This is a genomic window from Streptomyces sp. NL15-2K (assembly GCF_030551255.1).
Classification (GTDB): Bacteria; Actinomycetota; Actinomycetes; order Streptomycetales; family Streptomycetaceae; genus Streptomyces.
In genome coordinates, this window is the sequence record NZ_CP130630.1 from 364,739 (window position 1) to 391,281 (window position 26,543).

Consider the following 26,543-nt stretch of genomic DNA (forward strand, 5'->3'; position numbering starts at 1 on the left):
GCGTACCTCCTTTCCGGATGTTCAGGAGCTCGGTGCGCCCGCCCCCACCGGGACCCCGGATTCGGCCACCGCGCCGATGAGCCGCGCCGCGTTGTCAGGAGCGAAGAAGGAGTGCGGGGGCATCGTCCCGGCGATCACGCTCGCGAACCGGTCCATGGCGTCACGGTCGCCGTGCGCAGACGCCAGCAGCCGGGCCGTCTCCTCGGGTGGGGGTGCCAGGACGGCCAGCTGGGTGGTGAACTCGTACATCTCCGAGACCTGCGCGTCGCGTGCCGCCTGGAAGCCGGACATGGCCTCGCCGAACGAGCGGCGCCCGGTGAAGACGTCGTCGAGCGCGCCGACGCACTGCTCGGCATCGCGGAACGCGTCGCTGATGCCCTGCGCGGTGACGGGGTCCTTGGTGTGTCCGGCGTCACCGACCAGAGCCCAGCCCGGACCGTAGGGCCTGCGGAAGAAGTTGGGGACGGCGCCGCCGAGGAACCGTTCCTGGCGGCTCGCGCCCCGCACCCGCTCACCGAACTCGGGCGCGAGATCGAGCGTAGCCAGGAAGTTGGTCTCGACGTCCGCCTTGTACGCCCGCGCCTCGGCGGTGGGCCAGCCGGCGACCACCACCGTCAGCGCGTCGTTGGTCGGAATCGCCGCCCAGCTGCGGCCGGGGCGGGTGTACGTCTGGAAACCCGAGACCGGCAGGCCGGCCCAGTACGAGTAGTAGCCGTACTGCAGGCGCGGCTTCTCCCGGTACACCGGGGCGCCGACGGCCTTGGCGACGTGCGAGCCGCGCCCGTCGGCCCCGATCACCACCCGGGCGTGCTCGACCATGCTCGCGCCGTCCGCGCCGTGGCCGCGGATCCCCACGGCTGCCCCGTCCTCGATCAGCACCTCATCCACGTTGAAGTGCTCGCGGACCTCGGCCCCCGCCTCGGCGGCCGCCTCCACCAGGATCGTGTCGAGCACTCTGCGCCGCGGTCCGTACCCGACCGACGTGCCATCGTGGGGCCGCGGGCTGCCGGTGAGGGTGAACGGCCCGAAGTCGAAGGAGTACGTCGTGACAGCCGGGCAGCCGGTCGCGGTCACGCGGTCGAGCAGGCCCCAGCGGTCCAGCGCGGCCACGCCCGGTGGATGGATCATGTGCGTCGACAGGGTGTCGCTGGGGAAGTCCGCCCGGTCGACGAGCAGCACCCGGTAGCCCTTGCGGGCCAGCAGCATCGCCGTCGGCGCTCCCGCGCAGCGGGCGCCCACGACGACGGCGTCGTATGTGGTGGACATGCCCGTCCTCCTCGTCTCGACCCGGTTCGTACGGCTGGTACGGCTGGTACGGCTGGTACGGCTACGAGCGTGCGGTGAGCGGCGTTCCATGAGCGTTCCTCCGGCGTTCCGTGCCCGGCCTCAGGCGTTGCCGGCCCCGCCCGACACACCCCCGGCCGAGAGCCGCTCCCGTACCCGTTCGGCTTCCGGGCGCCAGACGACGGCCGCGCCGCCCATCGTCAGGAGCCGTTCGGCGGCCCACTGGGCCTGGGCCGCGTCGCCGGCCGCCTCCGCGGCGGCCAGGAGGATCCGGTGGAGCGCGGCGCCCAGGCCGGGCGCGGGCTGCGCCCCTCCCATCCGTGCGATCGCCCGGCGGCAGCGACGTACGCCGCACACCGGGCGGCCGTCGAGCACGTCCACGTAGCCGGAGAGCGCCTCCGCGGGGAGTCGCGCCTGCGGCGCGGGATCGTCCAGGGCGGTCAGCTCGCGCAGGTGGGCCCGCAGGGCGTGCTCGTCGACCATGTCCACCGCGAGCAGGCAGGCGAAGATCAGGACGACCGTCTTGGTGAACACGTGAGCGGCCTCCGCCGCGAACGCCAGCGCTGCGTCGCGCGCCCGCACGGCTTCCGTGGGCCTGCCCAGGAACCACAGCGTGTTGGCCAGGCGACTCACGCACACGGCGCGCGGGTCCTGGCCGTAGCGCAGCAGGTGAAGCGCCCGCTGCTGGGGACGGTAGTGGCGGGCCGCGAGTTCGAAGTGCTCGCGCGCGGTCTCGAAGTGCGCTTGCCAGAACGCGGCGATGCCGAGGACGTAGGCACCCTCCACGACCAGGACGTCGTCCGCCGTCTCCCTTCCACGGTCGAGGAGTTGCTCGCCGTACCGCTGCGTGGCCGCGAAGTCCGCGGCGGTGGTGCTCGCCAGGGCCAACGAGCGCACCAACGGCGGTCCGGGCTCCGTGCCGAGCCGGGCGGCCAGGTCCAGGGCCCGGGCGTGGGCGGCCGCAATCCCGGCGGAGGCGTACCCCTCCAGTTGCCCCAGCGGCGCGGGCAGCGCGGTGAGCAACTCCAGTTCGAGCGCGTCGCGCTGAGCTGAAGCAGGCTGTTCGCGCAGGAGCCGCAGCATGCGGTCGAGCAGGCCCACGGCCTCGGTGTTGGCGTGCAGACGGCAGGCGGCGGCCGCGGCGCGCAGCGCCCACGGTACGGCGGTGAGGATGTCACCGGCGCGCTGGTAGTGGTCCGCGATCTGCCCGCACACCTCGTCAGGCGTGGCCTCGCCCGGTTGTGCGAGCGCCTCGGCCACGCGGCGGTGGTGCCGCCTGCGCAGGGCGGGACTGAGGACGGCGTACGCCACCTCGCGGATCTTCTCGTGGGTGAAGTCGTAGGCGTCGGCGCCCCGTTCGCGGACGAGCCGGCGACGCCACAGCTCGTCCAGCCCCGCGATCAGGGTGTGTTCGTCGACGCCGGCCGCCGCGCCCAGGACGTCCGCGGTGAACTCCCGTCCGACGGTCGCGGCCACGCCCAGCAACTCGCCCGCGCCGGAGGACAGTTGGGCCAGGCGGGCCTCGATGACGGCCTGCACCCGCGGGCTCAGCCCGCTCCGGGCCGGCCACCCGACCCGCAGGGCCTCGACCACGAAGAGCGGATTGCCCTCGGTGTCGGTGTGCAGGCGTGCGACGTCGACGTCGACCCCGGTGACGTGGCGGGCCAGTGCGGCGGTCTCGTCCCGGGACAGCGGGCCCAGTTCCACCTCAGCGCACCGCCCCAGCCCCTTCAGGCCGGCGAGCAGGTCGGCCAGCGGATGCCCTCGGTCCGTCTCCTCCGGCCGTGCCGTCGCCACCACCAGCAGACGGGCCACCGGCTCGCCGCGGATCAGATAGTGCAGCAGGCGCAGGGATTCCCGGTCGAACCGGTGCAGGTCGTCGGCCAGCAGCACGACCGGCTTACCGACGGCCTCCATGGCCTGTGCGACGGCCGCGAACAGGCGCTGCCGCTGCTCGTCCTCCGGTAGCGTCTCCGGTGGCTCCGGAGTGGCGACCTCGGGCAGCAGCCGGGCCAGCTCCCGCCGGAGTGCCGGTCCCAGCCGGTCCAGCGCGGTCCGCAGCGCCGGGGTGCGCAGCCAGGCGACGACGGGCGCGTATGCCAGCCCGCCCTCCGCCGCATGGGCCCGCGCGGTCGCCGTGACGGCCCCTTGGCGCGCCGCCCACGCAGCGAATTCCTCGGCGAGGCGGGTCTTGCCGATGCCGGGATCCCCCGTGAGCAGCACCAGCCCCGGCCGCCCGGCCTCCGCCGCACGCCACGCCTCGGTGAGCCGCCGCCGCTCCGTCAGTCGGCCCACCAGCCTGGTGGCGCCGTGACGCGGCGCCGCCGGGGCCGGGGCGGGCCCGTGAGCGCCGTGGGCGGACAGCAGCCCGGCATAGACGGCGCGGGTCTCCGCGGACGGCGCGACCCCGAGTTCGTGCTCCAGCACCGACTCGCATGCGTGGTACGTCCGCACCGCCCGGGCCCGGTCCCCGAGTGCCTCGTAGACCCGCATCAGCTCCCGCCACGCGAACTCGCGCACGGGATCCTCCCGCACGAGGCGCTCCAGCCAGTGAGCGGCCTCGTGGTGGTCGCCCGTCCGATGCAGCAGCACGCCCAGTTCCTCCAGGGTGTCCGCGAAGCGGGCGCGCAGGCGCTCCCGGTCCGCGACCGGCCACGCGTCGTCGCATTCGGCCAGCAGGTCACCCGTGTACGCGGCGACCGCCCGGGCCAGCGCCGCCACACGCTCCCCGGCGGGCAGGCGCCGCGCCCGCTCCAGTGCCGCCTCGAACTCGGCGACATCGAGCCGGCAGGCAACGTCGGCACGCCACGCCACCGTGCGGGCGGTCACCTCCAGTACCCGCTCGGCATCAGGCACCGCGCGGCGCAGCGTGTGCAGCAGATGGCGGAGGTTTGTGCGGGCCTGCGCCTCGGAGGACTCCGGCCACAGCAGCCCGGCCAGCCGCTGCCGCGGATGCGCCTCGCCCCGATGCAGCACCAGGTAGGCCAGCAGCGACTCGGAACGCGCGGAATCCAGCCGCCATGCGGCTCCCCCGGCCGGGCAGATCCGAAACCGGCCCAGCATACGCACCGACAGCGTGTCCTCCCGCACACCAGCAGTGTCCCGCGCAATCGCCGGCGGTTCCTCCCGGACTTGCCCCCCCACGCGGAAGGCATCACCGGCCGATCACGGTGGGCAAGGATCGAACAGCGCGGCCAGGGATGGAGATGCCACCGGACGGTTGATTCATGGTGCCCAGCCAGGGCCTGGCGCGCCGATGGCCATGCTCGTTCCCCGCGCCGTCGGCATGATGGGAATGGCCAGGAGCGGGGATCAGAGGAGCGAGGGCTCCATGCCCGCTCGGAGGGCTGCCGGAGGCGCGCATGCTGTCGATCTCAACGCCTGTCTGCGAACTGCTCGGTATCGAGGTTCCCATCGTCTGCGCCGCTTTCGGCCCCTGGGAGGAGGTGGGGCTCGCGGCAGCGGTGTGTGAGGCCGGAGGTTTGGGGAGTCTTGGCACGGCCGTCCGGACCCTGCCCGAGCTCAGGGAGCAATGGGCCGCCTTGCGCGGGCTGACCGACCGCCCCTTTGCGATCAACCACACCACCCGGCCGTTCGACGAGGAGACGTTCCAGGCCACACTCGAGGAGCGCCCCGCGGCCATCTCGTTCCACCTCGCGGTTCCCCCCGACCTGATCGCCCGGGCTCATGATGCGGGCATTCTGTGGATCCAGCAGGTCTGCGACGCCCGCCAGGCGGCTGCCGCGCTGGAGGCGGGCGCCGACGTTCTTGTCGCTCAGGGTGGCGAGGCAGGAGGACACAGCGGTGACGTGGGCACGATGGTGCTCGTGCCACAGATCGTCGACATGGCGGGCGAGACCCCTGTCGTCGCCGCCGGCGGCATCGCCGACGGACGAGGCATGGCAGCGGCGCTGGCACTGGGCGCGCAGGGCGTGCTGATGGGCACGCGCTTCCTCGCGTCCACGGAGATGAGCGTGTCCGACGAGTGGAAGCAGCGGATTGTCGGTGCGGACGCCGTCGACGCCGTGAAGGCACTCAACAGTGAACGAATCCTGCCGCCGTTCAACCGGCCCGGCAGCTTCGGGGTGCCGCGGTCCCTGCGTACGCCACTGGTGGACGTTCTGCGTGAACATCCCGAACAGGTCGACCCGGCAGAGACCGTGCCCCGGGTGACGGAGGCCGTTCTCGGCGGGCGCGGCGACGAGTACCTGCCTTTCACCGGACAGTCGACGGCACTCGTCCACGACATCCTGCCGGCGCGCGAGATCATCCGCAGGACCGTACGCGAGGCGGAGGCGGCCCTGGAACGGGCAGCCGACGCCGCTCGTCCATGACGCCGACTACGGGGCCCTGCCGGGGTCAGTCGCGGTAGCGGGATCGGGTGTCGGCCGGGCTGTTGACTGCACGCGACCGCGCATGCTCGGCTTGTGATCGCGGCGCGCTGCCACACCCGGGGCCAGAGCCTCCTGCGTGGTCGTCCCACACGGCGCCCGCGCTGCCGATCCGGGCGCACCGTCCCGCCCCCACCCGGCTACCGGCACCTCAAGAGGGAGGCAGATCAGGGTGGTTGAGCACATAGTCGTCATCGGCGCCGGCGTCTACGGCGCGGCGGTGACCGCCTCGCTGACGCGGCGAGGTGCCCGTGTCACGGTCGTGGACGCCGGTGCGCCCGGGAGCGGCACCTCCGGTGCGACGTTCTCGTGGACCAACTCCTGCGGCAAGCAGCCACGGCCCTACCACGATCTCAATGTCGCCGGCATGCAAGCCCACCGGCAGCTGGCGGCCGAAGTACCCCACAGTGACTGGTACCACGAGGGCGGCAACCTGGAGTGGGCCGCCGACGACGCCGAGCACGAGGAGCTGCGCAAGAAGGTCGCCGGCGTCCTGGACTACGGATACGAGGCTCGTTGGCTCAGCCGGGCGGAGGCGCTGCACCTCGAACCGGACATCGACCCCGCCGGGCTGCCGGCGGACGGGATCGCGTACTTCCCCCGCGAGGGCTGGATCGAACCGACCCGCCTCATCGGCCACCTGCTCTCCAGCGCGGTCTCTCATGGGGCCGAGCTGGTACACGACGACCCTGTCACCGGCCTGGACTCGACCGCCGGTCTGGTGCGCACGGTCCGGCTCGCCTCGGGGCGGCAGCTCTCCGCCGACGCGGTCGTGAACTGTGCGGGGCCGCAGGCTGCCAGGATCGCCGAGTTCGCCGGCCTGGTGCTGCCGATGCGCAACACCCGCGGTGTGCTCATCCACACCTCGCCGGTCGCGGTCTCGGTGTCGCGTGTCATTCATGCCCCGCATGTCCACCTACGCCCGGACGGTGCCGGACGGCTCCTTCTGCACAGCCCCGAGACCGACGGCGCGGCGTACGTGTCCGACACGGGTGACATCAGCGTCGAGCCATCGGCGGTGACAAGAGTGCTGGAGGCTGGCCGTGCGCTGTACCCCGGGCTCCGAGCCGCGACCGTGGAAAGCGTTCGAGTGGGTGAACGGCCCATCCCCAGCGACGGCCTACCGGTCCTGGGACGGGCCGTCGAGCTGCCCAACTTTCATTTCGCCGTCTCACACAGCGGTGCGACCCTGAGCCTGCACGCCGGCGACCTGGTGGCGGCCGAGGCGCTCGGCGAGGACCGGGTCGAAGCCCTGGCCGCGTTCCGGTTCGAGCGGCTTTGACCAGCGGTCGTAGCGGCGCACGGGCATCGCTGCCGTGATGTGACTGGTCTGTCACTTCGGATGCGGCTGCCCTCCTCGCTCCCTAAGCTTGTGGTCGAGGTGAGGTGGAGCCGCTCATGAGCACACCCCGGGACCTGTTGATCACCGCCATGGACTTGGCGGCCGGTCGCCCCGTCGAACGAGGCGATCTGTCACTCGCGCTCGCGGGAGGCGAGCTGATCGACCTCCTTGATGCCCAAGTCATCACGCTGGACGGCGATCACATCGTGCCGAACGACCGGCGAGCCGTAGATGACCGGCTGTTGGACGAGGCCGCGTCCTCGCTCCCGCGACAAGCGCCGTACGAGTCGGTCGACGGCTGGCTGTGGCGCAGGGGCCGTGACCTGTCCGCAGCCTATCTGGCCGCCCTCGAAGCGGAAGGGCAGCTCACTCGGCAACGTGACCGCCGCTGGATGATCTTCCAGCCCAGTCACACGGTGCTGGTGGATTCGCCCGCACGCCGCCGGGCGGCGAACCGTTGGGCATCGGATGAGCCCCTCCTCGCGGCGCTCGCGGCGGCCGCCGGGATCGGCGACAAGCCGACCGGAGAGTCACCAAGCGTGGCCGACGATGCCGTGGCGACGGTGCTCGCCGCCGTCCATGACGCCGTAAGGGGCCTGGAGGCCGAACGGCAGCGGCGAGCCCTCGACGAGGCGGCCTTCGACAACATCTGGCGGGGCGAATGAAGACCGCACGCGCGTGGTGGCGTGGTGGGACGTGGGTGGCCGGTAGAGCGGAAGCGGCGCCGATGTCGACGCCGTGGGCCCGTGGTTGCGGATGACATCGACGACCTGGCTTTCAGCCCACTCCGCGGACGGAGGCGGTCGTTCCCCGGTCGTCGCCGAGGGGCGGGCCGGTGGCCGGCCCGCCCCTCGGACTGGGCTCTCGGGAGCGGCCGTGTCAGGCGGGTGCCTCGCTGGCCGAAGGCGTCACCTCCTCGGTCTGGCGCTGCTTCCCGGGCTCGGGCTCGGTGGCCGGTGGGGCGAACATCAGCCGTAGGCCGAGGGTGGCCGCGAGCGGGCCGAGGGCGCACATCGCGGCGGCGCTGACGAAGGAGGCGCCCAGGTTCCCCGCGTCATAGCCGAATCCGCCGAAGTACGTGGCGAAGGTCGACGCGAAGCCGAAGAACATCGCCGGGATGAGAGCGAACGGCTTCAGCCGGCCGGTCGCCAGCAGGGCGCCGTTGACGAAGAAGATCACCACGCCCAGCGCCAGGGTCTGGGCGAACTCCCCGGTGCCGAACATCGTGCCCGTCTCACGGTTGAGGAGTACGGCCACCACCGCGAACCCCGCCCCTGTCGTAGTGGCGGTGATCATGGAGATGGCGTTGGCGATGCTGGGGCCGCCCTGCATGAACGTTCCGGCCCAGGTGATGAAGATCGCCCAGGTCGGCATGTGGAGCGGGCTCAGGAGCAGGAAGACGGTGGCGAAGGCGATGATCGAGGCGCTGATCTCGTGCGGCAGTGTGATGCGGTCGATGCGTCCGTTGCTCATGGCTACGCCAATCCGCCCGGCTTGGCCAGCAGTTCCTTGATACCCGTGTCGATGAATTCGGTGTCCTCGGGGCTGCTGCCGCCGCCGGCGAAGTGGCCCCAGATGCCGGGGATCACCCGGAGTTCGGCGCCCGGTATGTGGCTGACGGCCCAGGCCTCGTCCTCCGGCGGGAAGTAGAGGTCCTTCTCGGCGGGCATGTCGAGAGTGGTCGCCTTGATGGAGCCCAGCGCCGCCTCCGTGTCCCCGTCGAAGCCGGGGGTGAGCCCGACGTCGCCGTTCTGCCAGGTCCAGAGCATGGTGAGCAGGTTGTTGGGGTCACGGCCGTCGAGGAAGAAACCCTCCCAGAAGCCGACGAGGAAGTCCTCCAGAGAGGTGTAGCCGAGCTTCTCGTACTCCTTCTCCCAGTAGAACGCCTGCGAGAAGCCCCATCCCGCGTACACCCGGGCGAGTGCGCGCAGTCCGGTGGTCGGCCACTTGTCCGCGTCGTACCAGCCGCCGTTGAAGACCGCGTCGGCGGTCAGCGCGGCCTTGACGCCCTCCAGGAAGACCTTGTTGTGGGCGCTGGTGCGCGGGGAGCCGCAGAAGGGGGCGATCCGCTCGACCATCTCCGGGTGGCTGACGGCCCACTGGAAGGTCTGCCCGGCGCCCATCGACCAGCCGGTCACGAGCTGGATCTTCTCGATGCCGAACTCCTCGGTCACCAGCTTGTGCTGGGCCGCGATCTGGTCGTACACCGTGATGTCGGGGAAGCGGGCGCGGTCGTACGGCGGCGGGGTGTTGCTCGGCGAGGTGGACAGGCCGTTGCCGAGCATGTTCGGGACGATGATGAAGTACTCGGCCGGGTCGAGGGCCATACCGGGGCCGATGAGCCACTCGTTGTCCCAGTGGCGGCCGGAGTACCAGGTGGGGTAGACGATCACGTTGGACTTGTCCGCGTTGAGCTCGCCGTACGTGGTGTAGGCGAGGTGCGCGCCGCGCAGGGTGGCGCCACTCTGGGTGGTGAAGTCGCCCAGCTGGAAGGTGAGATGGTCGCTCATGGGACTGCCTTTCGGGACGCTCAAGAGGTGACGGCGCACTGGCCGCGGTCGGCTTTTCTCGGGCCCTCGGCCGTCGGCCGGATGTCGAAGTCGAAGATCGCCGTGGGGAGGTAGAGGGTGCTGCACGCGTTGGGGATGTCCACGACGCCGCTGATCCGGCCCTCGATCGGGGCCGAGCCCAGCAGGAGGTAGGCCTGCTCTCCGCTGTAGCCGAAGGTCGTGAGGTAGTCGACGGCGTTGAGGCAGGCGTTGCGGTACGCCATCGTCGCGTCGAGGTAGTGGTTGGTGTCGGTCTCGTGGTCGACGGAGATGCCGACGAACGAGATGAACTCGGTGTACTGCGGCGCGACGTTGCCCGGCATGAAGATCGGGTTGGTCGTGACGCCGTACTTCTCCATGCCGCCCTTGATCAGGTCGACGTGCAGGTCGATGAAGCCGCCCATCTCGATGGCGCCGCAGAAGGTGATCTCGCCGTCGCCCTGGCTGAAGTGCAGGTCGCCGCCGGAGAGCAGGGCGCCGGGGACGAGGACGGGATAGAAGACCCGTGAGCCGCGGGTGAAGTTCTTGATGTCGTGGTTGCCGCCGTTCTCGCGGGCCGGGACCGTGCGGGCGCCTTCGGCGGCGATACGGGTGGCCGTCTCGCCGGCCGCCGTCCCGGCCAGCGCGTTGTCGGTGAGCGGGGGCAGGGCGAGCGCCGGCACCCGGTGCGGGTCGGTGTCGATGAGGGCCTGCTCGCGGGCGTTCCAGCGGGCGAGCAGTTCGGCGGAGGGCGCGGTGCCGAAGAGGCCGGGGTGGGTGATGCCGGTGTAGCGGACGCCGGGGATGTGGCGGGAGGTGGCCTGCTGGCCGTGGAAGTCCCAGACGGCCTTGTACGAGTCGGGGAAGCGGTCGGTGAGGAACCCGCCGCCGTTGTTCTTGGCGAAGACGCCGGTGTAACCCCAGCCCTCCCCGGAACCCTCGCCCTGCGCCTGGGGTATGGGGCCCAGGTCGAGGATGTCCACGACCAGCAGGTCGCCGGGCTCGGCGCCCTCCACGGCGATCGGACCGCTGAGCATGTGGGCGTGGGTGAGGTCGACGTCGCGGACGTCGTTGGCCGAGTCGTTGTTGCCGATCTGGTTGTCGGTCCAGTCCCGGCACTCGATGCGGAAGTCCGAGCCCGGCTTCACGGTGACGGCGGGCGGGATGTCGGGGTGCCAGCGATTGTGGCCGGGGACCTTCTGGTCGCGCATGGACAGGGCCTGGTCGACGCTGAAGACGACTTCGGGCATCGGGGCTGCCTCTCATTTCAGGGCTTGGGGCTCAGGGCTTGGGCAAGTGGGCGTGCCGGGGATCGCCGGCCGGGGACGGCCGGCGGCGGGTGGGCGGCACCTCGGTGACGACGCGCGGTTCGTGGGCGCTGGCCTCCTGGGCGTGCAGGGCGCGGGCCAGCGGAGCGGACGTACGGCTGAGCAGGGGGGCGGTGAAGATCCGACGGGACTGGTCACCGCAGGTGTCGCAGGGCTCTTCGGGAAGGGCGCGGCCGATCGGACGGATCACCTCGAAGGTTCCGCAGCCCGAACAGCGGTACTGATACATGGCCATGGACAACCAACCTCCTAAAGCTTCGAGAGAAAAGTATTTTCAGCCGAAGCAATTGGGCAAGAGTTGGTCGTGTTACGTGCGCGTAAAAGGATGTGCGCCCCGGGCCGGGTTACGGCAGCTGCTGGAGCACGTCCCACTGCAGCCCGTCGGCCACGGCGAGGAACACGCGCTGCTCCAGGTGGCGGTCCCGTATCTGGACCGTGCCACGCGGGGTCTCGTACTCGAGCCCTTCGGCGGTCGCCTGAATCCTGGCCACGTCCACGCCGCCCGCCCGCCGCAGCAGCTCGGTGAGCATGCGGACGCCCTCGTAGCAGGACTCGCCGAGGCTGTTGAGCACCGGCGCCTTGGGCCCGAACCGGCGTCCGTACGCGGCGGCGAAGTCGAGGCCGGACGCGGTCGGCAGGTCCTCGAAGTACCCGGCCGAGGTCATCAGTCCGCGGGTGTTCTCCGGCCCGGTGGCCAGCAGGACGTTCTCCTCGATCAGCGAACTGAACCGGATGTGGTCACGGTCGAGCCCGGCCGCGGTGAAGGCGCGGTTGAAGAGCACGGCGTCGTCCCCGATCAGCAGCATGAGGACGGCCTCGCAGTCACTGGCCGCGACCCGGGCCAGCACAGGGCCGAAGTCCTTGGTGCCGAGCGGCACGTACATCTCGTCGCAGACCTCGCCACCGAGTTCGCGCAGGTAGCGGTGGGCGGCGCGGGCGGAGGAGCGGGGCCAGACGTAGTCGTCGCCGACGATCGTCCAGCGCCGGATGCCGAGTTCGGCGGCGAACCACCGCAGCGCGGGCCGCAGTTGACGGTTGGGGGTCTCGCCGGTGAGGAACACACCCGGGGACCGCTCACCGCCTTCGTAGAGCGCGGTGTAGACGTACGGCACGCGGCCGTCGATGCGCGGGGCGACTACTTGGCGGACGGCGGAGATGTGCCAGCCGGCCACCGCGTCGATGACGCCGCCGGAGATCAGCGCGTCGATCTCGGTCGCCACCTGCTCGGGCGGCGCCCCGCCGTCGACCAGCACCAGCCGCAGCTCCCTGCCCAGCACGCCCGACTCGGCGTTGACCTCCTCGGCCGCGAGCTGGGCGCAGCACTCGCAGGACGGGCCGAAGATCCCGGCCGGGCCCTGGAGCGGGACCACAAGGGCGACATCCAGCGCGTCCCGGGCCCGGCCTGCCGGAGAGCCGAGCCGGACGGACGCCTTCTCGATCATAGACGCCCATCCTAGCGATTGGTTGCTACGAGAATATTTCGCAGCGAAAAGGAAATGACTGTATCGTGGAACCACTTCACGCGATCCTCGTCTGTCGTGCGAGCCCGCACGAACGCGACCGCTGTAGTACTCCCCCACGACCACGACGACAGTTGGCAGGGCGATGACCACGACGACCCCGGCGGCCGTATCCGATCTCGACTTGGCGCGAGCCCTCACGCTCGTGGAACGGAGCGTCGTCCAAAGGCTCGGCGAGGCGCTGAAGGCGGAGGGTGCGACGCTCGAGGAGTGGCGCGTGCTGTCGTTCCTCGGCGACGGCGCCGGCCGCGCGATGACCGAGATCGCCGAGTTCGCCCTGCTGACGGCGCCGACCCTGACCAAGGTCGTCGACCGCATGGTGTCCGTCAACCTGGTCCTGCGCCGGGTGGACGACGCGGACCGGCGGCGTGTACTGGTGTTCGCGTCCGAGCGGGGCAGCGAGGCGCTGTCACGATGGACGGCAGCGGTCGAACGCGAACAGGAACACATCGTGACCGCCCTCGGCGCGGAAGAGACGGCCTTGTTGCGGACGCTCCTTCAGCGGGCTTCGAGGCGGCTGGGCTGACGGCTGCATCCCTGGGTCGGCCCCCGGGTCTTGCGCGGGCGGTGACACGGAAGAGTTGGCCGAGTAGACCGTCGGCCGCCCGAGACGGCCGCCTCGGTCCACGACTGGATCTGCCGCCCTCAGGTCCCTCTCCGACCAGGCGCCGGCCTGGAAGCGAGGTGGACGCCCCGGCGCCGGAGCACCGCACGGCCGTTCCGCTGCGTGAAGGACGTCCTTGACGTCCTCCACGCAACCCGGCCCGGCACAGCGGACGGACCCGTGCCGGACATGGCCGCATCCTCGACGGCGTGCGCCTGTTCTTGGTCGGGACACATGATCACGCAAACACCGCTGCCCATCCGGCGGTTGCCGTCACGAGTGATCAAGTCCAGGACTGCGGTTCGAGGCCGGGAGGCGTTACCGCGTGGTGAAGGCCCCGCCGTTGACGTGAATGGTCTGGCCGGTGATATGCCGAGCGCCTGGGGAGGCTAGGAAGTATGCCGTCGCGCCTATGTCCTCGACGGTGCCCGGGCGCTTGTTGTGTGTCTCATCCACGAGCGCGTTGTGGCGCTCGTCGGTCATCTGGTCGCGGAAGAAGTTGGTGCCGGTGATGTAGCCCGCGGAGATGACGTTGCTGGTGATGCCGTGGGGGCCGAGTTCGCGGGACAGCGAGGCATTCCATGCGGCCAGTGCGGCCTTGGCTGCACCGTACGAGCCGCCGCCGCGTTCGGCTCCGATCGAGCCGATGCTGATGACGGAACTGCCGGAAGTGAGTTTGTCGAGAACCGAGGCGGTGGTCAGGACCGCGCCCAGCAAGTTCTGGGCCAGGTTGGTTTGCCACTGGGCCAAAAGCGCCTCCAGGGCCGGTCCGTCGCCGGGTACCGCCTCGGGCAGTCCACCTGACGCGTTGACCAGGGCGTCCAGCTCGCTGAGCCGGGCGGCGAGCGCCGCGACCTGCCCGGGGTCGGTCGCATCGCAGACGACACCGTGCACGCCCAACTCCTTGGCCGTTCGTTCGACGGTGTCGGGATGGCGTCCGGTGATGTAGACCTCCGTCCGGTCGGCGGCGAACCTTTCGGCGATGGCGCGGCCGATGCCGCTGGTGCCTCCGGTGACGAGCACTGTGCGGGTCAAGGATCCTCCTGCTCACTGCTACGTTTAGGTCTAAACGTAACAGACGCCGACAGGAGAGCGCACGTGGCTGACACCATCGCCGCATCGGGGGACCCCGTACCGACCTATCCCGCCGCGGAGATCGCCGCGGCCTGGCAGCGGGAGCGACCTGGCACCCCAACCGAGTCGATCGAGATCGTCACACCCATCTGGAGGCTGGCCAAGCTCTTCGCCGAAGACCGCAACCGTGTGCTGCGCGAAGCGGGTATCGATGCAGCCACCCTCGACCTGCTCTCGGTCATCCGTCGTTCCGGGCCGCCCTACACCCTCAGCACCCGCGAGATCGCCCAGCGGACACTGGTGACCGCCGGGGCCATCTCGCAGCGCGTCGCCCGGGCCGAACGAGAGGGCCTCGCCCAGCGAAAACCGGGGGCCACCGGCCGCCGGACCGTGCTTGTGTCACTGACGGCCGAGGGCCACGCCCTCATCGAGCGGTCCGTCGACGCCGTCCTCGGCCGCGAGGCCGCACTCGTCAGCGACCTGTCGGCGCACGAACGCGACTCACTGATCGAGCTCCTGGAGAAACTGCTGACCGACGTTCGACGACGCACGACATACATCGGGAGCTGAGCTGTTCCTTGCTCACAAGCGCGCCTCGTAAACCGCGGGTTCGAGAGCGTGCTTCGACTGGCGAGAGCCGGCCCATGGGTGGATGCAAGGGGTCGCCGCCGCACAGCACGCGGCGCGGGCGGCGGCTGTGGTAGCCGCCCGCGTACGTCCTCGTCCTCGACGGCGTCGATACGCCCAGCGAGTGCCGAAGTGGTCGAACACGATCGGCCTGCTCACCCCGGCCACCCCTGACCATCGACCTCCGGCGCGGGGCGCGCCGAACGTCCGCTTCGACTTCGCCATCGCCCTAGGTGTCGAACGACTGCAGACGACTGATCGCCGCCACCGCGTCCACAACCGTCCGGTCGGCCCGCAACTCGCCTCTGGGCCAGGCGTGTTGCTCGCCGACCCACATGGTCCGGAGCCCGGCGGCCCGGCCGCCGGCGATGTCGTGCTCGGGATTGTCGCCGATCATCCAACCGCCTTCGGCCAAGGCACGACCGCACCGTTCAGCGGCCAGTTGGAAGATCTGGACGTCCGGCTTTCGGATGCCGACCTCGCCGGAGACGCAGCAGGCGTCCACCCGCTCCCTCAGCCCGGACCGTTCGATCTTCATCAACTGGTTGTCGGCCATGCCATTGCTGACGATGGCCACCCGCCAGCCCGACGCCCGCAACTGCGACAGACCGTCGAGCACGCGTGGCTCGCACCGCACCAGGTCCGGCATCCGGGCACGGAAGGCGGCCCACAATTCGTCGGCCGGTTCCACCAGCCCGAAGTGGTCCCGGACCGCGCGAAAGAACTGGTCACGCGGCCGGGCTCCCTGCCTGTCCGCGGCGATCAGCCAACGTGCCGCCTCGCCTCCGAGTTCGCGCTCGTCGGCGAACTCCCCCGCCCATACAGAAAACGCTAGCCGCCGGTCGACCAGGGTGTTGTCCAGATCGAACAGGGCCAACCTCTGCACAGGGCTCAACTCCCACTCAGATGCCTGGCCGGTGGTCAACGCGGACGGCGCAGCCCAGCGATGAGGAGTTCGACCAGTCGACGTGCGTCGTAGCGGGGATCGCTGTCCGCGCCGATGCAGAGGTTACCGACGCCGCGCATGAGTTGGTAGGCATCCACGTCGGAGCGGATCTCGCCGGCGACGGCTGCGGCTTCGAGCAGCTCGGCGCACACGGGCACGAGCCGGTCGAGGAAATAGGCGTGCAGCGTGTCGAAGCCGGCGTCGTCGGACTGCAGCACGGCGGCGAGTCCGTGCTTGGTGACCAGGAAATCGACGAAGAGATCGATCCACTGCCCGAACGCGGCGTGCGGAGTCGCGCTGCTCGCGAGCAGGGCCGGCCCGGCCTCGGCACAGGCGTCGACCTGGTGCCGGTAGACGGCGATGATGAGATCCGCTCGCGTCGGGAAGTGGCGGTAGATCGTGCCCAGCCCGACGCCGGCCTTGGCCGCGATGTCACGTACCGGCGCTTCCACGCCGGACGTGACGAAGACCGCGGCGGCCGCGTCGAGCAGGGTCTCCTTGTTACGCCGGGCGTCCGCCCGCTTGGGCTGGGCTGTGGGCCCTGCGCCCTCGTCGCTGTCGTTCACCGCGCCGCTCCCTCCGCCTACCGAGGCTTGCTAAACGGAACAACGTTCCGTATGTTTCCGGAACAAGGTTCCGCTTGCTCATGATGACAGAGCGGGGGACCGACAACCAAGCCACGCGTTGACACCACGCTTCATCCGCAACGGAGGAACACGGTCATGCAGTACCGCACCTTGGGCCGCACCGGTGTACAGGTCAGCTCCCTCGCGCTCGGCGCGATGAACTTCGGCAAGATCGGACGCACCACCCAGGTCGAGGCCACCGCCATCGTCGACGCCGCTCTCGAGGGCGGGATCAACCTCATCGACACCGCCGACATGTACAGCGACGGCGAGTCGGAAGAGCTGGTCGGCAAAGCCATCGCCGGCCGCCGCGACGACATCGTGCTGGCCACGAAGGCGGGCATGCCCATGGGCGACGAGCGCAACCATCGGGGCAGCTCACGCCGCTGGCTGGTCACCGAGCTGGACAACAGCCTGCGCCGGCTCGGTGTCGATCACGTCGATCTCTACCAGGTCCACCGGTGGGACCCGAGCACCAGCGACGAGGAGACGCTGTCGGCTCTGACCGACCTGCAGCGCGCGGGAAAGATCCGCTACTTCGGCTCCTCGACCTTCCCGGCGTACCGCATCGTGCAAGCTCAGTGGGCCGCCCGCGAGTATCACCTGAGCCGTTACGTCACCGAACAGCCCAGTTACTCGATCCTGCAGCGCGGGATCGAGAGCCATGTGCTCCCCGTGACCGAGCAGTACGGGCTCGGTGTCCTGGTGTGGAGCCCGCTGGCCTCGGGCTGGCTGTCGGGAGCGATCCGCGAGGGCCAGGAAATCACCACCAGCCGCTCGACGTTCATGCCGGAGCGCTTCGACACCGCCACCCCGTTCAACCGGGCCAGGCTCGACGCCGTCGAGCAGCTGGCCAAGGTCGCCGACGAGGCCGGCCTGACGATGATCCAGCTCGCGCTCGGTTTCGTGACCGCGCATCCCGCCGTGACCAGCGCGCTCATCGGCCCCCGCACGCCGGCCCACCTGCACTCGCAACTCGCCGCCGCTGACACCGTGCTCTCCGCCGACGTACTCGACGCGATCGACGCGATCGTCGCCCCCGGCACGGACCTGGCCGCGCACGAGAAGTACGACACTCCGCCCGCGCTGCTCGACCCGTCACTGCGGCGCCGCTGATTCCCCGAGAGGCAGCGCCCACATCCTCTCCCGCAGCCCCCGAACCGACGGGAATCGCGCGGGTGAACGCTACGTCATCGCCGCAATCGACTGACCCCCGGCAGCACACCACAGTCGGCGCCGCCCGTGCTGAAAGGACCAACAGCTCGATGCCACACACGTCCCGGCCTCGTTTCGGGATCATGACCGCCCCCATGCAGGTCGACTACCACGACGTCCTGCGGGTCTGGCGAGAGGCGGACATGATCCCGGAGATCGAGCACGCATGGTTGTTCGACCACCTCATGCCGATCGGCGGTGACCCGGACGGACCGACCCACGAAGGCTGGACCCTGCTCTCGGCCCTCGCCGCCCACACCCGGCGCCTGCGGCTCGGGGTGCTGGTGACCAGTAACCGGTTCCGGCCGCCCGCGATGCTGGCCAAGATCGCCACGACCGTCGACATCGTCTCCGGTGGACGGCTCGACTTCGGCATCGGCGTCGGCTCACGGCCCAGCCCTCCCCTGGCCCGGCGCGAGTACGCGGCACACGGCCTGCCCTTCCACGACACCGCACACGCCGTGGGGAGTCTCGCCGAAGCCTGCGCGGTGATCCGGCGGTTATGGACCGAGGACAAGCCGTTCGACTTCCACGGCACCTACCACCACCTCACCGGAGCATTCGGCAACCCCAAACCCGTCCAGCGCCCCCACCCGCCGATCCTCATCGGCGGACGCTCGTCCGCGACACTGCGCGTGGTCGCCGAGCACGCCGACATGTGGAACATCCCGGGCGGCGACATCGACGACGTCGTCGACCGCAGCGCACTGCTGGACCGCTACTGCGCCGAGATCGACCGCGACCCCGCCTCGGTCACCCGCTCGATCCACCTGCCCGTCTCCTACGACCAGCCCCGTGTCACCCAGGACGCGATCCGCGACGCTGTCGACGCGGGCTTCCGGCACATCGTCCTCGGACTGCCGGCGCCATACCCCGCCGAGGTCGCACGGTGGGTCACCGACGAGCTCATCAGCACGTCGGCCTGAACACCTTGCAGTACTAGTGATCGGTGGCCGGCCGACGAGCGCTGAGCTGGGCCGGTTTCGGCGTGAGCACCACTGGCCGGTGGCTGATCGTCAGGTACGCGTTCTCCTCCGTGAGGCGCTCTTGGTTCGAGTGGAGGTGGTTCACGCTCCAGCAGGGGGACGATTCGGCGGCGGTAGAAGCCGTGGCATCGGTCCCCCTGTTGGTACGGGGCCGTCTCCCCAACGCGGTGTTCGAGCCGGCTACGTGCAGATGATGACGACGAGAATGCAGCTTTTCTAGTGGTCATGGCCGTGGTCATGGCCGTGATCGTGGCCGTCGGTCGGGCTCGACTGGGCAGCCGTGGCCTTGGCGGCGGCGTGAGGGGCGGGTACCGCGGCGGAGGCCACTGTCGCAGGCGCTGCCGAGAGCGCGAGGGCCAGGGCGGCACTGACCGCGAATCGCCGGGCAACGGACTTCTTGGGTGTGATGTTCATGAAGTCACCATGCACATCCTTTTGGACCATTGCGCGCCGAGATCGGCTTATCGGCGAATCGCCGCATCGCCCAGTCCCGCTGCAGCCGAGCCTTGTCTGATCCGGGCACCGGGCTCGTTCGAGTCACGGCCACACCGCAGCGGACCATGACCACATTCCAGGTACCCGCACCTGGCCTGGGTGCAGGGTGCGTCGGTGCATGGACGCCGGAGTTCATGTTCCCGCCCGGGAGGTCTCCGGGGGGACGGCCGGGGCGTTCGGCCGCCCGGTGCCGGCCGAGTGCCGGCACCGCGCACCGACCACGACCGCGAGCAGGCAGAGCATCGCGGCGTCCTTGAACGCCCGGCGTTCGGGCGCCTCCAGCAGGGGCCAGGCGAACGCGGGGACCTGGGGCAACAAGGCGATCCAGAACCAGGGCGAGCGGGGAGCGCTCCCCGGTACGCCCGCCGAGGCGAGCAACGGCAGCAGCGGCACCAGGGCGTAGTGGAGGAACGCGGGCCGCGAGACGAGGAAGGTGGCGAACATCAGCATGGCGGCGGTCTCCACCAGCCGCGCGCGGGGGTCACCGCCGCCATGCCAGCGCCGCCGGGCGAGCAGCAGTCCCGCCCCGGCCAGGCCGAGAGCTGCCGCAGTGGCGATCCAGACCGGAACGGAGAGCCGGGGCAGGACGGTGACCAGTGAGGCGTCGTAGGGGCGGGCGAAGTCGTCCTGCCCGCGCAGCAGGAAGGGCAGGACGCGAGTGAGGAAGAGGTCGGGCCGGGGCATGGCCAGCGCCGCCGTGACGGAGGCGACGAGCGGGAGCAGGACAACGGCGGCGGCTCCCCTCCAGGCCCGCGCGAGGAGAAAGAGCAGCAGGAGCGGGGCGAGCATGGGTTTCAGCGCGATGGCGAACCCGGTCACCACCCCCGCGGCCGTCCAGCGCCCGCGGGCGGCGAACAGCAGGGCGAGCGGCATCAGTGCCACCGAGGAGGCGGTCCAGTTGGCAAGGACGACCACGCTCCAGAACGGCATGAGGTAGGCGAGTCCACCGGCGACGAGTACGGCCAGGCGGCTGTGCGCGGGCACGCCGAAGATCCGCAGGGCGAGCAGCCAGCCGGTGAGGACCAGGGCGGCGGCGATACAGGGACCGGCCACGCGCAGGACCCGGTCGTCGAGCAGCGCCTCGGGCACGGCGGCGAGCACGCTGCTGGGCAGGTACAGGAAACGCGGGTTGGTGTAGGGAGATCGGCCGTCGAGGAAGGTGCGGGCGGCGGCCACTACGAAGGTGTTGTCCAGGCCGGGACGGGGGACGGTGGTGGCTCGGTGGACCATGACCGCGAGCAGCGCGACGACGGCCAGCCGGGCCGGGAGTGAGGCGCGTTGGTGCAGCCAGGGAGTGACGGCGGGGGGATCGTCGGGGTCCACGCCCGTATCCTAAGCTGATGGATCGTCACATCTCGTGATGACGCGGGGCAGGGTGAACCGGGGCGAACGCACGCCGCGCTGTCTCGAACTCGCTCACGAATCCGACACGACACACACCTTCGAGGACCGGCGAACGTTTCACAGTCGCAGCACCGGACGCCCGGCCACGACCGCGCTCTGGGCCGGCGTCCGCAGCCGCTCCGGGTCAACCGAGGTCCGATTGTGCCGTGGTGAAGTGCTGATGGGCACCGTCCAGTTCGAGCACGCGCCCGAGGTGCGTCACCGCGCACGGCAGGCCGCGCCCTCGTCGCTTACTGCCTCAACCGGCCTCCCCCACTGGCGTGCCTCAGCTCACAGCCACCATCGCGTCAGGGCGGAACAACTCAAGGCCGACAACCGTTCATCTACATGTGGCTGCGGAGGGGACAGTGTCCCCGGGCCTCACCGCCAGCCCGTGGGGACGATCGTTCGGCTGAAGCCCCACGGAGCCTTTCGCCGCGAGGCGACCGCCCTCCGTACGTCACGACCGCAGCGGCCCCGGCTGGTCTCCCCCGTCCAGCCGGGGCTGCTCGCGTCAGGGACGCCGCCGGCCGGCCCCGGCCGGGTTCAGCCGTCGCCGGCGACCGGCGGTGGCTGCGTCGCCGAGCTCGGACATCTGAGGGCGACTCGTCCCCACCTCGAATTCATGACCGGAGCAAGTTGGAACCCTGTCGATGACGGCACTGAACGCCGCTCCAGCCGGCGTGGCGGCGGCGGGTGACAATCATGGTGTCGCGCTCATGCCGCCCGGGGTGTCGACGAGTTGACCAGGGGCCGCGGGTCGCGGCGTGGAAGCTGTCTCCTCCCCCGGTCAAAGCGCCCCGTATCCAGCGGCCGTGGGGACATGAACTGAACCATGGACGTGCTCGAGGGAAACAACATGCTCCAGTTGTCCGTACTATCGCTATGACCGGGCACTGTGCACGGGATATCGCTGCTGCCCCGCAGACATCAACCCGGGACAGCACAAACGTGTGACAGGCCCTTCGCCTCGAACCGAGGAAAGGTTGTGCACCCCATGTCCGAGAACATCTCCGCCACCGAACTGACGTCGCAGTACACCGCTCAAGTGAAAGCCGACCTCGAACGCAACACCAAGGAACAAGAACGTCTCAGCGCGGAAATCGCCGCACTGCAGGACCAGTTGGCGGCCCTGCAGCGTGACCACACGGTGCTCGTCAGCATTCAGCGAGCGATCGAAGTCGCACCGGCTCCCGCAGAGCCTGCGGCCCAGTCGGACAGCGTCGCGGTGCCCGCTCCCCGCAAGGAGACGACCACCAAGTCCGGCACAGGCAAGCGGACCCGGACGAAGAAGGCTGCTGCCCAGCCCCGTCGAGCCACGGCCGGTAAGTCGACCGCCGAGAAGAACGCGGGTAAAACGGAGGCCGCGAAGAACGCGGGTAAGACGGAGGCCGCGAAGTCGGCACAGCCCAAGCTGGTCGACCTGGTCCGCCGCCACCTCACCGAGCAGGGCGAACCGCGCTCATCAGCGGAGATCGCCACAGCCCTCGGCCAGGCCCATCCCGAACGCAACATCAAGGCAACCGTGGTGCGCACCACCCTCGAAGGGCTGGTCGCCCGGAACCAGGCTCAGCGCACCAAGCAGGGCACATCCGTGTTCTACACCGCTCCCGACGGGCCGGGGCAGACCGCACCCGCGCAGAGCGGGGAACAGGCCGTAAAGGCTGATGCCTGACACCGTCGGACACACGCCGTGACTTCCCGGTGGGCAAGCGGCCTCGGCCACGGCGCTGCCCGGTCCACGTGCTCGGGAGTGGTCATCGTGTGCCCTCCGGGGGGCGGCGCTCCGCTGTGCCGAGGATGTGCGTGGCCGCCGGGGAGGGCAGGCGGGTCTCGGGGAAGGGGAACTTCTCCATCGATGTGATGGTGAACCCGGCGGCGGCGATGGCGGATCGGGTGTCGCGCCCGGTGTGGCAGCCGCCCATCAGCAGGGGCCAGACGGTGGCGTCCAGCGCGCGCTGGACGCGGCGCATGGCGGGTGAGTCGGCGCGTACGTGCTCGAAGAAGCGGAGCTGTCCGCCGGGTCGCAGGACACGGTGGATCTCGGTGAGCGCAGCCTGCGCGTCGGCCACCGAGCACAGGGTCAGGCAGACGACGGCCGCGTCGAACGAGGCGTCCTCTACCGGCAGTTGCTCAGCGACCCCGTCGGTCACCTCCACCGGCGCCGGGGCCGTGGCGGCGGCCTGCTCGGCCAGCGCGCGCAGGCGCGGCTCCGGTTCGACGGCCAGTACCCGCGTCACCTCCGGCGGGTAGTGCGAAAAGTTCAGCCCGTTGCCCGCGCCGATCTCGACGACCTCGCCGGTCAGGCCGGACAGCAGGCGCTTGCGGTGTTCCGTGATGCCGGCCTTGTCCAGGGCGGGGCCGGCGATCTTGGCATAGAAGCGGGCGAAGAGCGGATGGGGCCGGACAGGCTGCCTGGTCCGAGTGGTCATGGCTGGTCACCGTCCTCTTCGTCGGCGGGTCCCTGAGGGCTGCCATGCTGTGCGGAGGTCATACATGGTGAAGTCCCTTCACGGTATGCCCGAGGAGGCCGCCGCTCACAGCTGGGCGCGATCCAGGCCGGCCTGGAAACGGTGATCGCGCGACTGCGCGCCGTCGATCAGGCGCAGCCGGTAGTGTCCGGCGCCCGGAGCACCTCGTCGAACCGGAGGCTGCTCCCGTTTCGTGCCGTCTCCCACCGTCCGGGATACCCACCTCGGTCACAGGACGCTAGCGTCCGTCACCATGACGACTGGCCCCCTGAAGGAATTGCGGTCCGAGCTGAGGGATCATGCGGCGCCCCATGTCCGCGCGCAGCTGGAGCGGGTGCTCAGCCCCGCGGCCGACGACGAGCTGCTCGGCGTACGCGTTCCGGTGATGCGCGAACTCGCCCGGCGATACCGGGAGTTGTCGCTGGAGGGCGTGGACGTTCTGCTGCACAGCCGGGTGCACGAGGAGCGGTTCGCCGGTCTGCTGGTCCTGGCCGAGCAGGTGCGGAGCGCACAGGGCGCTGACCTTGAGGCACTGGTCGATTTCTATGTGGCGCGCACCGAATGCGTGGACAACTGGGATCTGGTGGACGCTTCCGCGCATGTGGTTCTGGGGCCGTGGCTCCTGGACGGACCGCCGGACGCGCTGGACGCGCTGGACGTGCTGGACGAGCTGGCCGGGTCGGACTGGCTGTGGGACCGCAGGATCGCCATGCTGGCCACGCTGGCGCTGATCCGCGCCGGCCGCTTCGAGTCGACCTTCCGGCTTGTCCTCAGGCTGCGCCGGGATCCGGAGCCGCTGATCCACAAGGCGTCTGGGTGGATGCTGAGGGAGATCGGCCGCCGCGACGAGCAGGCGATGGTGGACTTCCTCGACCGGAATCTCGCCGGGCTGCCGCGGATCACTGTGCGGTACGCGACCGAGCGCCTGGCGCCGGACGAGCGGGCCCGTTTCGTGAAGACGCGTTGAGGCCTGGTGACTGCTCCCGTCTCGCACCAACCCCAAGGTGGATGGCGGGCGCACCCTCGACTGGGTGACTCGACCCGGCGCGCGATCTTCGAGAGCCTGGTGGCGGCCCCGAAGCCGGCGCGCGAGCCGGCCGACCTGCTGCCCGTCAGCCGCCCGGCGGTCTCCCAGCATCTGAAGGTGCTCAAGGAGGCCGGACTGGTGGCCGATCAGGCGGAGGGTACCCGGCGGGTGTACCGCGTCCAGCCCGCCGCGATCGCCGCGATGCGCGAGTACCTGGACCGGATGTGGGATCACGCACTGGCCGCTTTCGAGGCGGCCGTGGAGCAGGACGCCGAAGCGGATACGGAGCAGGACGCGACACAACCACCCGAGCCCGCGGAAGGACCGGAATCATGAGCGAGCCCACCCAGACGCAGGACACGGTACGCAAGACGGTCACTGTCGCCACCACACCTGAACGTGCGTTCGAGGTGTTCGCCGAGCGGTTCGGCAGCTGGTGGCCGAGGGAGTACCACATCGGCAAGGTCGACATGGCCGACTTCGTCGTCGAGCCCGAGGCCGGCGGACGCTGGTACGAGGTCGGGGTCGACGGCTCCGAGTGCGACACCGGACGGGTGCTCGCGTACGAGCCGCCCGACCGACTCGTGCTGGCCTGGCACCTGGACGGAGAGTGGCAGTACGACCCTGACCCGGCGCACGCCAGCGAGGTCGAGGTGCGCTTCGTCGCCGAGGGCGAGGGACGTACCCGAGTGGAGCTCGAACACCGCCACTTCGAGCGCCACGGTGCCGGAGCGCCCGCGGTGCGCGGCGGCGTGGAGTCCCCGCGGGGCTGGGACTACTGCCTGGCCGCATACGCGGGCCGGTTCGCCGCGTAACCGCCACTCGCGTCCAGCGGGAAGGGGGCGCGGGGAGGGGCCCGGACAGTTCGAGGAGGTCGGGCCCCTGCCCCGGGCAGCGGCGCTGTGTTGCGGGCCTCCGTGCCCAGTGCGACGGTGAACCAGGGGGCAATGCCGACGGCCTGGCAAGGGACAGCCTTGCAGGTGACGGCATCACGCGTCGATACACGGCTGAACCGCGCCTCACCATTCATGGCGCCTGACACGCCATGAATCGACGCGCGTCCACCAACCGGGTCAAGCGCAAGAGAAAACGGGAAATTCAATGGCGAACGGACCCATGGACAGGCGCGCCTTCGGCGAGCGGCCCTATCAGCCCAATGGCCCTGTCCCGGGCCAGGGTGCGGAGTACACCGGTCGGTACGTGATCCTGCTCGACCTGAGTAACCAGGAGAGCGCGCTGAACGCACTACGTTCCGCCGCCGACATCGCGTCCGTCGAACGTGTCCGAGGAACCGAGGCCACGAACGTCGCCGAACTCCTCGAACGCCCCGACGTCTCGGTGCACTTCGAGGAACTCGGCGTCGCCGTGGTCGAAGTACGGCCCGAACGGCGTCACGCGCTGGTGACCGCGGCGGAGACGGAGCCCTCGATCATCGCGGCGGAGCCGGAGCGCCTGGTCTACGCCTCGCCGATCACCGCCCCGACGCAGGCACCGACCGAGTTCTACCCGGCGTACCGCAGCGACGAGGACGTGGTCGCCCGCCACACCAGAGCCGAAATGGCCGCCGCACAGGGCCCTGCGTGGGACGAGCAGAGGTGCACCTGGGGCCTGCAGGCCATCCGGGCCAACCTGTCCCCGCTGACCGGGCGCGATGTGAGGATCGCCGTTCTCGACACCGGCGTGGACACCAGCCACCCGGACCTGGCCGGACGCATCGAGACAGCGGCCTCGTTCGTGCCCGGGGAGGCCGTCGAGGACCGCCACGGCCACGGCACGCACTGCATCGGCACCGCCGCCGGTCCGGCCAACCCGCAGCAGGGACCCCGCTACGGCGTTGCCTGCGAAGCCCGGATCCTCGCGGCCAAGGTGCTCAACAACGCGGGCATGGGTACCGACGGCCAGATCCTGGCGGGCATGGCCTGGGCCGTCGCGCACGGCGCGCGGGTGGTCTCCATGTCGCTCGGCGCCCCGGTCCGACAGGGTGAGCTCTTCCCGCAGACGTACGAGAAGCTGGCCCGGCGCATGCTGGAGCGCGGCACGGTGATCGTCGCAGCCGCCGGCAACGACAGCGGTCGGCCCCCGCGCGTCGAGCCCGTCAGCCGACCCGCCAACTGCCCCTCCATCGTCGCCGTGGCCGCGCTCGACAAGGCGATCACGCCGTCGTTCTTCTCCAACGGCGGCATCAACGGCCAGGGCGGCGAGATCAACATCGCCGCGCCCGGCAGGGACGTGCGCTCGGCCGCCCTCGGCGGCGGCTACCAGAGCCTGAGCGGCACCAGCATGGCCACGCCACACGTCGCGGGTGCCCTCGCACTGCTCGCCCAGGCGAACCCCAACGCTTCCGCGTTCGACCTGATCGCCAGTCTGCTGTCCGGGGCGTTCCCGCTGGCGCAGCCCGTCCAGGACGTCGGCGCGGGCCTGCTCCAGGTCCCGTGAGCGAATCGTCCCAGTCCGCGCCGGTCGGGGTCGTCCTCGCGGTCGATCCCGACCGGTTCGCGGAGGTGGTCGAGGCCCTGCGGCGGGCCGGTCTGACGGTCACGGGCGAGCAGCCGATCCTGGGCACGCTCTCCGGCACGGTGGCGGAGGACCGGATACCGGCCCTGGAGGCGGTGGACGGTGTCGACTCCGTCGACCGGGATCGCGGTGTTCGACTCCCCCCGCCGGACTCCCCGATCCAGTAAGCCCGAGGAACGCCC

26 protein-coding genes are annotated in these 26,543 nt (G+C 70.5%); 13 read left to right on the forward strand and 13 right to left on the reverse strand.

Annotated features, from left to right (window positions below; translation table 11 throughout):
• Positions 1–21 precede the first annotated feature (21 nt).
• Together Q4V64_RS01505 and Q4V64_RS01510 are read right to left on the reverse strand one after the other, a co-directional pair.
• Positions 22–1,266, reverse strand: coding sequence for an NAD(P)/FAD-dependent oxidoreductase (locus tag Q4V64_RS01505; protein ID WP_124445377.1), 1,245 nt, complete (start codon positions 1,264–1,266; stop codon positions 22–24).
• Between the two features lie 120 nt (positions 1,267–1,386).
• The gene (locus tag Q4V64_RS01510) at positions 1,387–4,374 is read right to left on the reverse strand and encodes an AAA family ATPase (RefSeq protein ID WP_124445376.1); all 2,988 of its coding nucleotides are present in this window, start codon (positions 4,372–4,374) and stop codon (positions 1,387–1,389) included.
• Positions 4,375–4,646: 272 nt separating this feature from the next.
• On the opposite strand from Q4V64_RS01510, the gene Q4V64_RS01515 reads away from it, so the two are divergent.
• From Q4V64_RS01515 to Q4V64_RS01525, 3 genes are all read left to right on the forward strand, one after another.
• Positions 4,647–5,618, forward strand: coding sequence for a nitronate monooxygenase (locus Q4V64_RS01515; RefSeq protein WP_216377732.1), 972 nt, complete (start codon positions 4,647–4,649; stop codon positions 5,616–5,618).
• 229 nt (positions 5,619–5,847) lie between these two features.
• The gene (locus Q4V64_RS01520) at positions 5,848–6,957 is read left to right on the forward strand and encodes an FAD-dependent oxidoreductase (RefSeq protein WP_124445375.1); all 1,110 of its coding nucleotides are present in this window, start codon (positions 5,848–5,850) and stop codon (positions 6,955–6,957) included.
• A 116-nt stretch (positions 6,958–7,073) separates the two neighbouring features.
• Complete coding sequence (locus Q4V64_RS01525) at positions 7,074–7,682, forward strand: GPP34 family phosphoprotein (protein ID WP_124445374.1); 609 nt, start codon at positions 7,074–7,076, stop codon at positions 7,680–7,682.
• Between the two features lie 214 nt (positions 7,683–7,896).
• Here the strand turns inward: Q4V64_RS01525 and Q4V64_RS01530 are convergent, their stop codons facing one another.
• The 5 genes from Q4V64_RS01530 to Q4V64_RS01550 form a co-directional block, all read right to left on the reverse strand.
• Positions 7,897–8,490, reverse strand: coding sequence for a DUF1097 domain-containing protein (locus tag Q4V64_RS01530; protein ID WP_124445373.1), 594 nt, complete (start codon positions 8,488–8,490; stop codon positions 7,897–7,899).
• 2 nt (positions 8,491–8,492) lie between these two features.
• Positions 8,493–9,527, reverse strand: coding sequence for an alpha/beta fold hydrolase (locus tag Q4V64_RS01535; protein ID WP_124445372.1), 1,035 nt, complete (start codon positions 9,525–9,527; stop codon positions 8,493–8,495).
• A 20-nt stretch (positions 9,528–9,547) separates the two neighbouring features.
• The gene (gene fmdA / locus Q4V64_RS01540; protein ID WP_124445371.1) at positions 9,548–10,795 is read right to left on the reverse strand and encodes a formamidase; all 1,248 of its coding nucleotides are present in this window, start codon (positions 10,793–10,795) and stop codon (positions 9,548–9,550) included.
• 31 nt (positions 10,796–10,826) lie between these two features.
• The gene (locus tag Q4V64_RS01545) at positions 10,827–11,108 is read right to left on the reverse strand and encodes a zinc ribbon domain-containing protein (protein ID WP_124445370.1); all 282 of its coding nucleotides are present in this window, start codon (positions 11,106–11,108) and stop codon (positions 10,827–10,829) included.
• Positions 11,109–11,217: 109 nt separating this feature from the next.
• A complete protein-coding gene (locus Q4V64_RS01550) occupies positions 11,218–12,315 on the reverse strand; it encodes a substrate-binding domain-containing protein (RefSeq protein WP_124445369.1) in 1,098 nt (365 codons plus the stop codon).
• Between the two features lie 163 nt (positions 12,316–12,478).
• Here Q4V64_RS01550 and Q4V64_RS01555 point away from each other — a divergent pair, with 163 nt between their 5' ends.
• Entirely contained in the window at positions 12,479–12,919 is a 441-nt protein-coding gene (locus Q4V64_RS01555; protein ID WP_124445368.1) for a MarR family winged helix-turn-helix transcriptional regulator, read from the forward strand.
• Positions 12,920–13,315: 396 nt separating this feature from the next.
• Here the strand turns inward: Q4V64_RS01555 and Q4V64_RS01560 are convergent, their stop codons facing one another.
• A complete protein-coding gene (locus Q4V64_RS01560; RefSeq protein WP_124445367.1) occupies positions 13,316–14,032 on the reverse strand; it encodes an SDR family oxidoreductase in 717 nt (238 codons plus the stop codon).
• A gap of 63 nt (positions 14,033–14,095) precedes the next feature.
• Here Q4V64_RS01560 and Q4V64_RS01565 point away from each other — a divergent pair, with 63 nt between their 5' ends.
• The gene (locus Q4V64_RS01565; protein WP_124445366.1) at positions 14,096–14,641 is read left to right on the forward strand and encodes a MarR family transcriptional regulator; all 546 of its coding nucleotides are present in this window, start codon (positions 14,096–14,098) and stop codon (positions 14,639–14,641) included.
• A 286-nt stretch (positions 14,642–14,927) separates the two neighbouring features.
• Here Q4V64_RS01565 and Q4V64_RS01570 read toward each other — a convergent pair whose 3' ends face one another.
• Complete coding sequence (locus Q4V64_RS01570) at positions 14,928–15,584, reverse strand: HAD family hydrolase (RefSeq protein ID WP_124445365.1); 657 nt, start codon at positions 15,582–15,584, stop codon at positions 14,928–14,930.
• A 35-nt stretch (positions 15,585–15,619) separates the two neighbouring features.
• Entirely contained in the window at positions 15,620–16,210 is a 591-nt protein-coding gene (locus tag Q4V64_RS01575; RefSeq protein WP_124445364.1) for a TetR/AcrR family transcriptional regulator, read from the reverse strand.
• A gap of 156 nt (positions 16,211–16,366) precedes the next feature.
• Here Q4V64_RS01575 and Q4V64_RS01580 point away from each other — a divergent pair, with 156 nt between their 5' ends.
• Both Q4V64_RS01580 and Q4V64_RS01585 read left to right on the forward strand, forming a co-directional pair.
• On the forward strand, positions 16,367–17,386 hold the full coding sequence (locus Q4V64_RS01580) for an aldo/keto reductase (RefSeq protein ID WP_124445363.1): 1,020 nt from the start codon (positions 16,367–16,369) through the stop codon (positions 17,384–17,386).
• Positions 17,387–17,535: 149 nt separating this feature from the next.
• Positions 17,536–18,411 carry an LLM class flavin-dependent oxidoreductase gene (locus Q4V64_RS01585; protein ID WP_124445362.1) on the forward strand — a complete coding sequence of 292 codons (876 nt, stop codon included), beginning with the start codon at positions 17,536–17,538 and terminating at the stop codon, positions 18,409–18,411.
• A 276-nt stretch (positions 18,412–18,687) separates the two neighbouring features.
• Here Q4V64_RS01585 and Q4V64_RS01590 read toward each other — a convergent pair whose 3' ends face one another.
• A complete protein-coding gene (locus tag Q4V64_RS01590) occupies positions 18,688–18,885 on the reverse strand; it encodes a hypothetical protein (RefSeq protein WP_124445361.1) in 198 nt (65 codons plus the stop codon).
• 213 nt (positions 18,886–19,098) lie between these two features.
• The gene (locus Q4V64_RS01595; RefSeq protein ID WP_253267494.1) at positions 19,099–20,289 is read right to left on the reverse strand and encodes a glycosyltransferase family 87 protein; all 1,191 of its coding nucleotides are present in this window, start codon (positions 20,287–20,289) and stop codon (positions 19,099–19,101) included.
• 1,057 nt (positions 20,290–21,346) lie between these two features.
• Between Q4V64_RS01595 and Q4V64_RS01600 the strand changes: the two genes are divergently transcribed.
• Positions 21,347–22,024 carry a hypothetical protein gene (locus Q4V64_RS01600; protein WP_124445360.1) on the forward strand — a complete coding sequence of 226 codons (678 nt, stop codon included), beginning with the start codon at positions 21,347–21,349 and terminating at the stop codon, positions 22,022–22,024.
• 82 nt (positions 22,025–22,106) lie between these two features.
• On the opposite strand, the gene Q4V64_RS01605 is transcribed toward Q4V64_RS01600, so the two are convergent.
• A complete protein-coding gene (locus Q4V64_RS01605) occupies positions 22,107–22,781 on the reverse strand; it encodes a class I SAM-dependent methyltransferase (protein WP_124445359.1) in 675 nt (224 codons plus the stop codon).
• Positions 22,782–23,073: 292 nt separating this feature from the next.
• On the opposite strand from Q4V64_RS01605, the gene Q4V64_RS01610 reads away from it, so the two are divergent.
• The 5 genes from Q4V64_RS01610 (at position 23,074) to Q4V64_RS01630 (ending at position 26,528) form a co-directional block, all read left to right on the forward strand.
• A complete protein-coding gene (locus Q4V64_RS01610) occupies positions 23,074–23,787 on the forward strand; it encodes a DNA alkylation repair protein (protein WP_124445358.1) in 714 nt (237 codons plus the stop codon).
• Between the two features lie 6 nt (positions 23,788–23,793).
• On the forward strand, positions 23,794–24,183 hold the full coding sequence (locus Q4V64_RS01615; RefSeq protein ID WP_253267493.1) for a metalloregulator ArsR/SmtB family transcription factor: 390 nt from the start codon (positions 23,794–23,796) through the stop codon (positions 24,181–24,183).
• Complete coding sequence (locus tag Q4V64_RS01620) at positions 24,180–24,662, forward strand: SRPBCC family protein (RefSeq protein ID WP_124445357.1); 483 nt, start codon at positions 24,180–24,182, stop codon at positions 24,660–24,662. The genes Q4V64_RS01615 and Q4V64_RS01620 overlap by 4 nt, the downstream gene beginning before the upstream one ends.
• 286 nt (positions 24,663–24,948) lie before the next feature.
• Positions 24,949–26,283, forward strand: a complete 1,335-nt coding sequence (locus Q4V64_RS01625; protein ID WP_124445356.1) for a S8 family serine peptidase — start codon at positions 24,949–24,951, stop codon at positions 26,281–26,283.
• A complete protein-coding gene (locus Q4V64_RS01630) occupies positions 26,280–26,528 on the forward strand; it encodes a hypothetical protein (protein ID WP_124445355.1) in 249 nt (82 codons plus the stop codon). Before Q4V64_RS01625 ends, Q4V64_RS01630 begins: the two co-directional genes overlap by 4 nt.
• The last annotated feature ends 15 nt before the right edge of the window (positions 26,529–26,543 follow it).

What these genes read in the sequence shown, in the direction of transcription:
- Q4V64_RS01505 (WP_124445377.1), bottom strand. Translation starts at nt 1,266, where the DNA reads ATGTCCACCACATACGACGCCGTCGTCGTGGGCGCCCGCTGCGCGGGA.
- Q4V64_RS01515 (WP_216377732.1), top strand. Translation starts at nt 4,647, where the DNA reads ATGCTGTCGATCTCAACGCCTGTCTGCGAACTGCTCGGTATCGAGGTT.
- Q4V64_RS01525 (WP_124445374.1), top strand. Translation starts at nt 7,074, where the DNA reads ATGAGCACACCCCGGGACCTGTTGATCACCGCCATGGACTTGGCGGCC.
- Q4V64_RS01530 (WP_124445373.1), bottom strand. Translation starts at nt 8,490, where the DNA reads ATGAGCAACGGACGCATCGACCGCATCACACTGCCGCACGAGATCAGC.
- Q4V64_RS01535 (WP_124445372.1), bottom strand. Translation starts at nt 9,527, where the DNA reads ATGAGCGACCATCTCACCTTCCAGCTGGGCGACTTCACCACCCAGAGT.
- fmdA (WP_124445371.1), bottom strand. Translation starts at nt 10,795, where the DNA reads ATGCCCGAAGTCGTCTTCAGCGTCGACCAGGCCCTGTCCATGCGCGAC.
- Q4V64_RS01545 (WP_124445370.1), bottom strand. Translation starts at nt 11,108, where the DNA reads ATGGCCATGTATCAGTACCGCTGTTCGGGCTGCGGAACCTTCGAGGTG.
- Q4V64_RS01550 (WP_124445369.1), bottom strand. Translation starts at nt 12,315, where the DNA reads ATGATCGAGAAGGCGTCCGTCCGGCTCGGCTCTCCGGCAGGCCGGGCC.
- Q4V64_RS01555 (WP_124445368.1), top strand. Translation starts at nt 12,479, where the DNA reads ATGACCACGACGACCCCGGCGGCCGTATCCGATCTCGACTTGGCGCGA.
- Q4V64_RS01580 (WP_124445363.1), top strand. Translation starts at nt 16,367, where the DNA reads ATGCAGTACCGCACCTTGGGCCGCACCGGTGTACAGGTCAGCTCCCTC.
- Q4V64_RS01585 (WP_124445362.1), top strand. Translation starts at nt 17,536, where the DNA reads ATGCCACACACGTCCCGGCCTCGTTTCGGGATCATGACCGCCCCCATG.
- Q4V64_RS01590 (WP_124445361.1), bottom strand. Translation starts at nt 18,885, where the DNA reads ATGAACATCACACCCAAGAAGTCCGTTGCCCGGCGATTCGCGGTCAGT.
- Q4V64_RS01600 (WP_124445360.1), top strand. Translation starts at nt 21,347, where the DNA reads ATGTCCGAGAACATCTCCGCCACCGAACTGACGTCGCAGTACACCGCT.
- Q4V64_RS01605 (WP_124445359.1), bottom strand. Translation starts at nt 22,781, where the DNA reads ATGACCACTCGGACCAGGCAGCCTGTCCGGCCCCATCCGCTCTTCGCC.
- Q4V64_RS01610 (WP_124445358.1), top strand. Translation starts at nt 23,074, where the DNA reads ATGACGACTGGCCCCCTGAAGGAATTGCGGTCCGAGCTGAGGGATCAT.
- Q4V64_RS01620 (WP_124445357.1), top strand. Translation starts at nt 24,180, where the DNA reads ATGAGCGAGCCCACCCAGACGCAGGACACGGTACGCAAGACGGTCACT.
- Q4V64_RS01625 (WP_124445356.1), top strand. Translation starts at nt 24,949, where the DNA reads ATGGCGAACGGACCCATGGACAGGCGCGCCTTCGGCGAGCGGCCCTAT.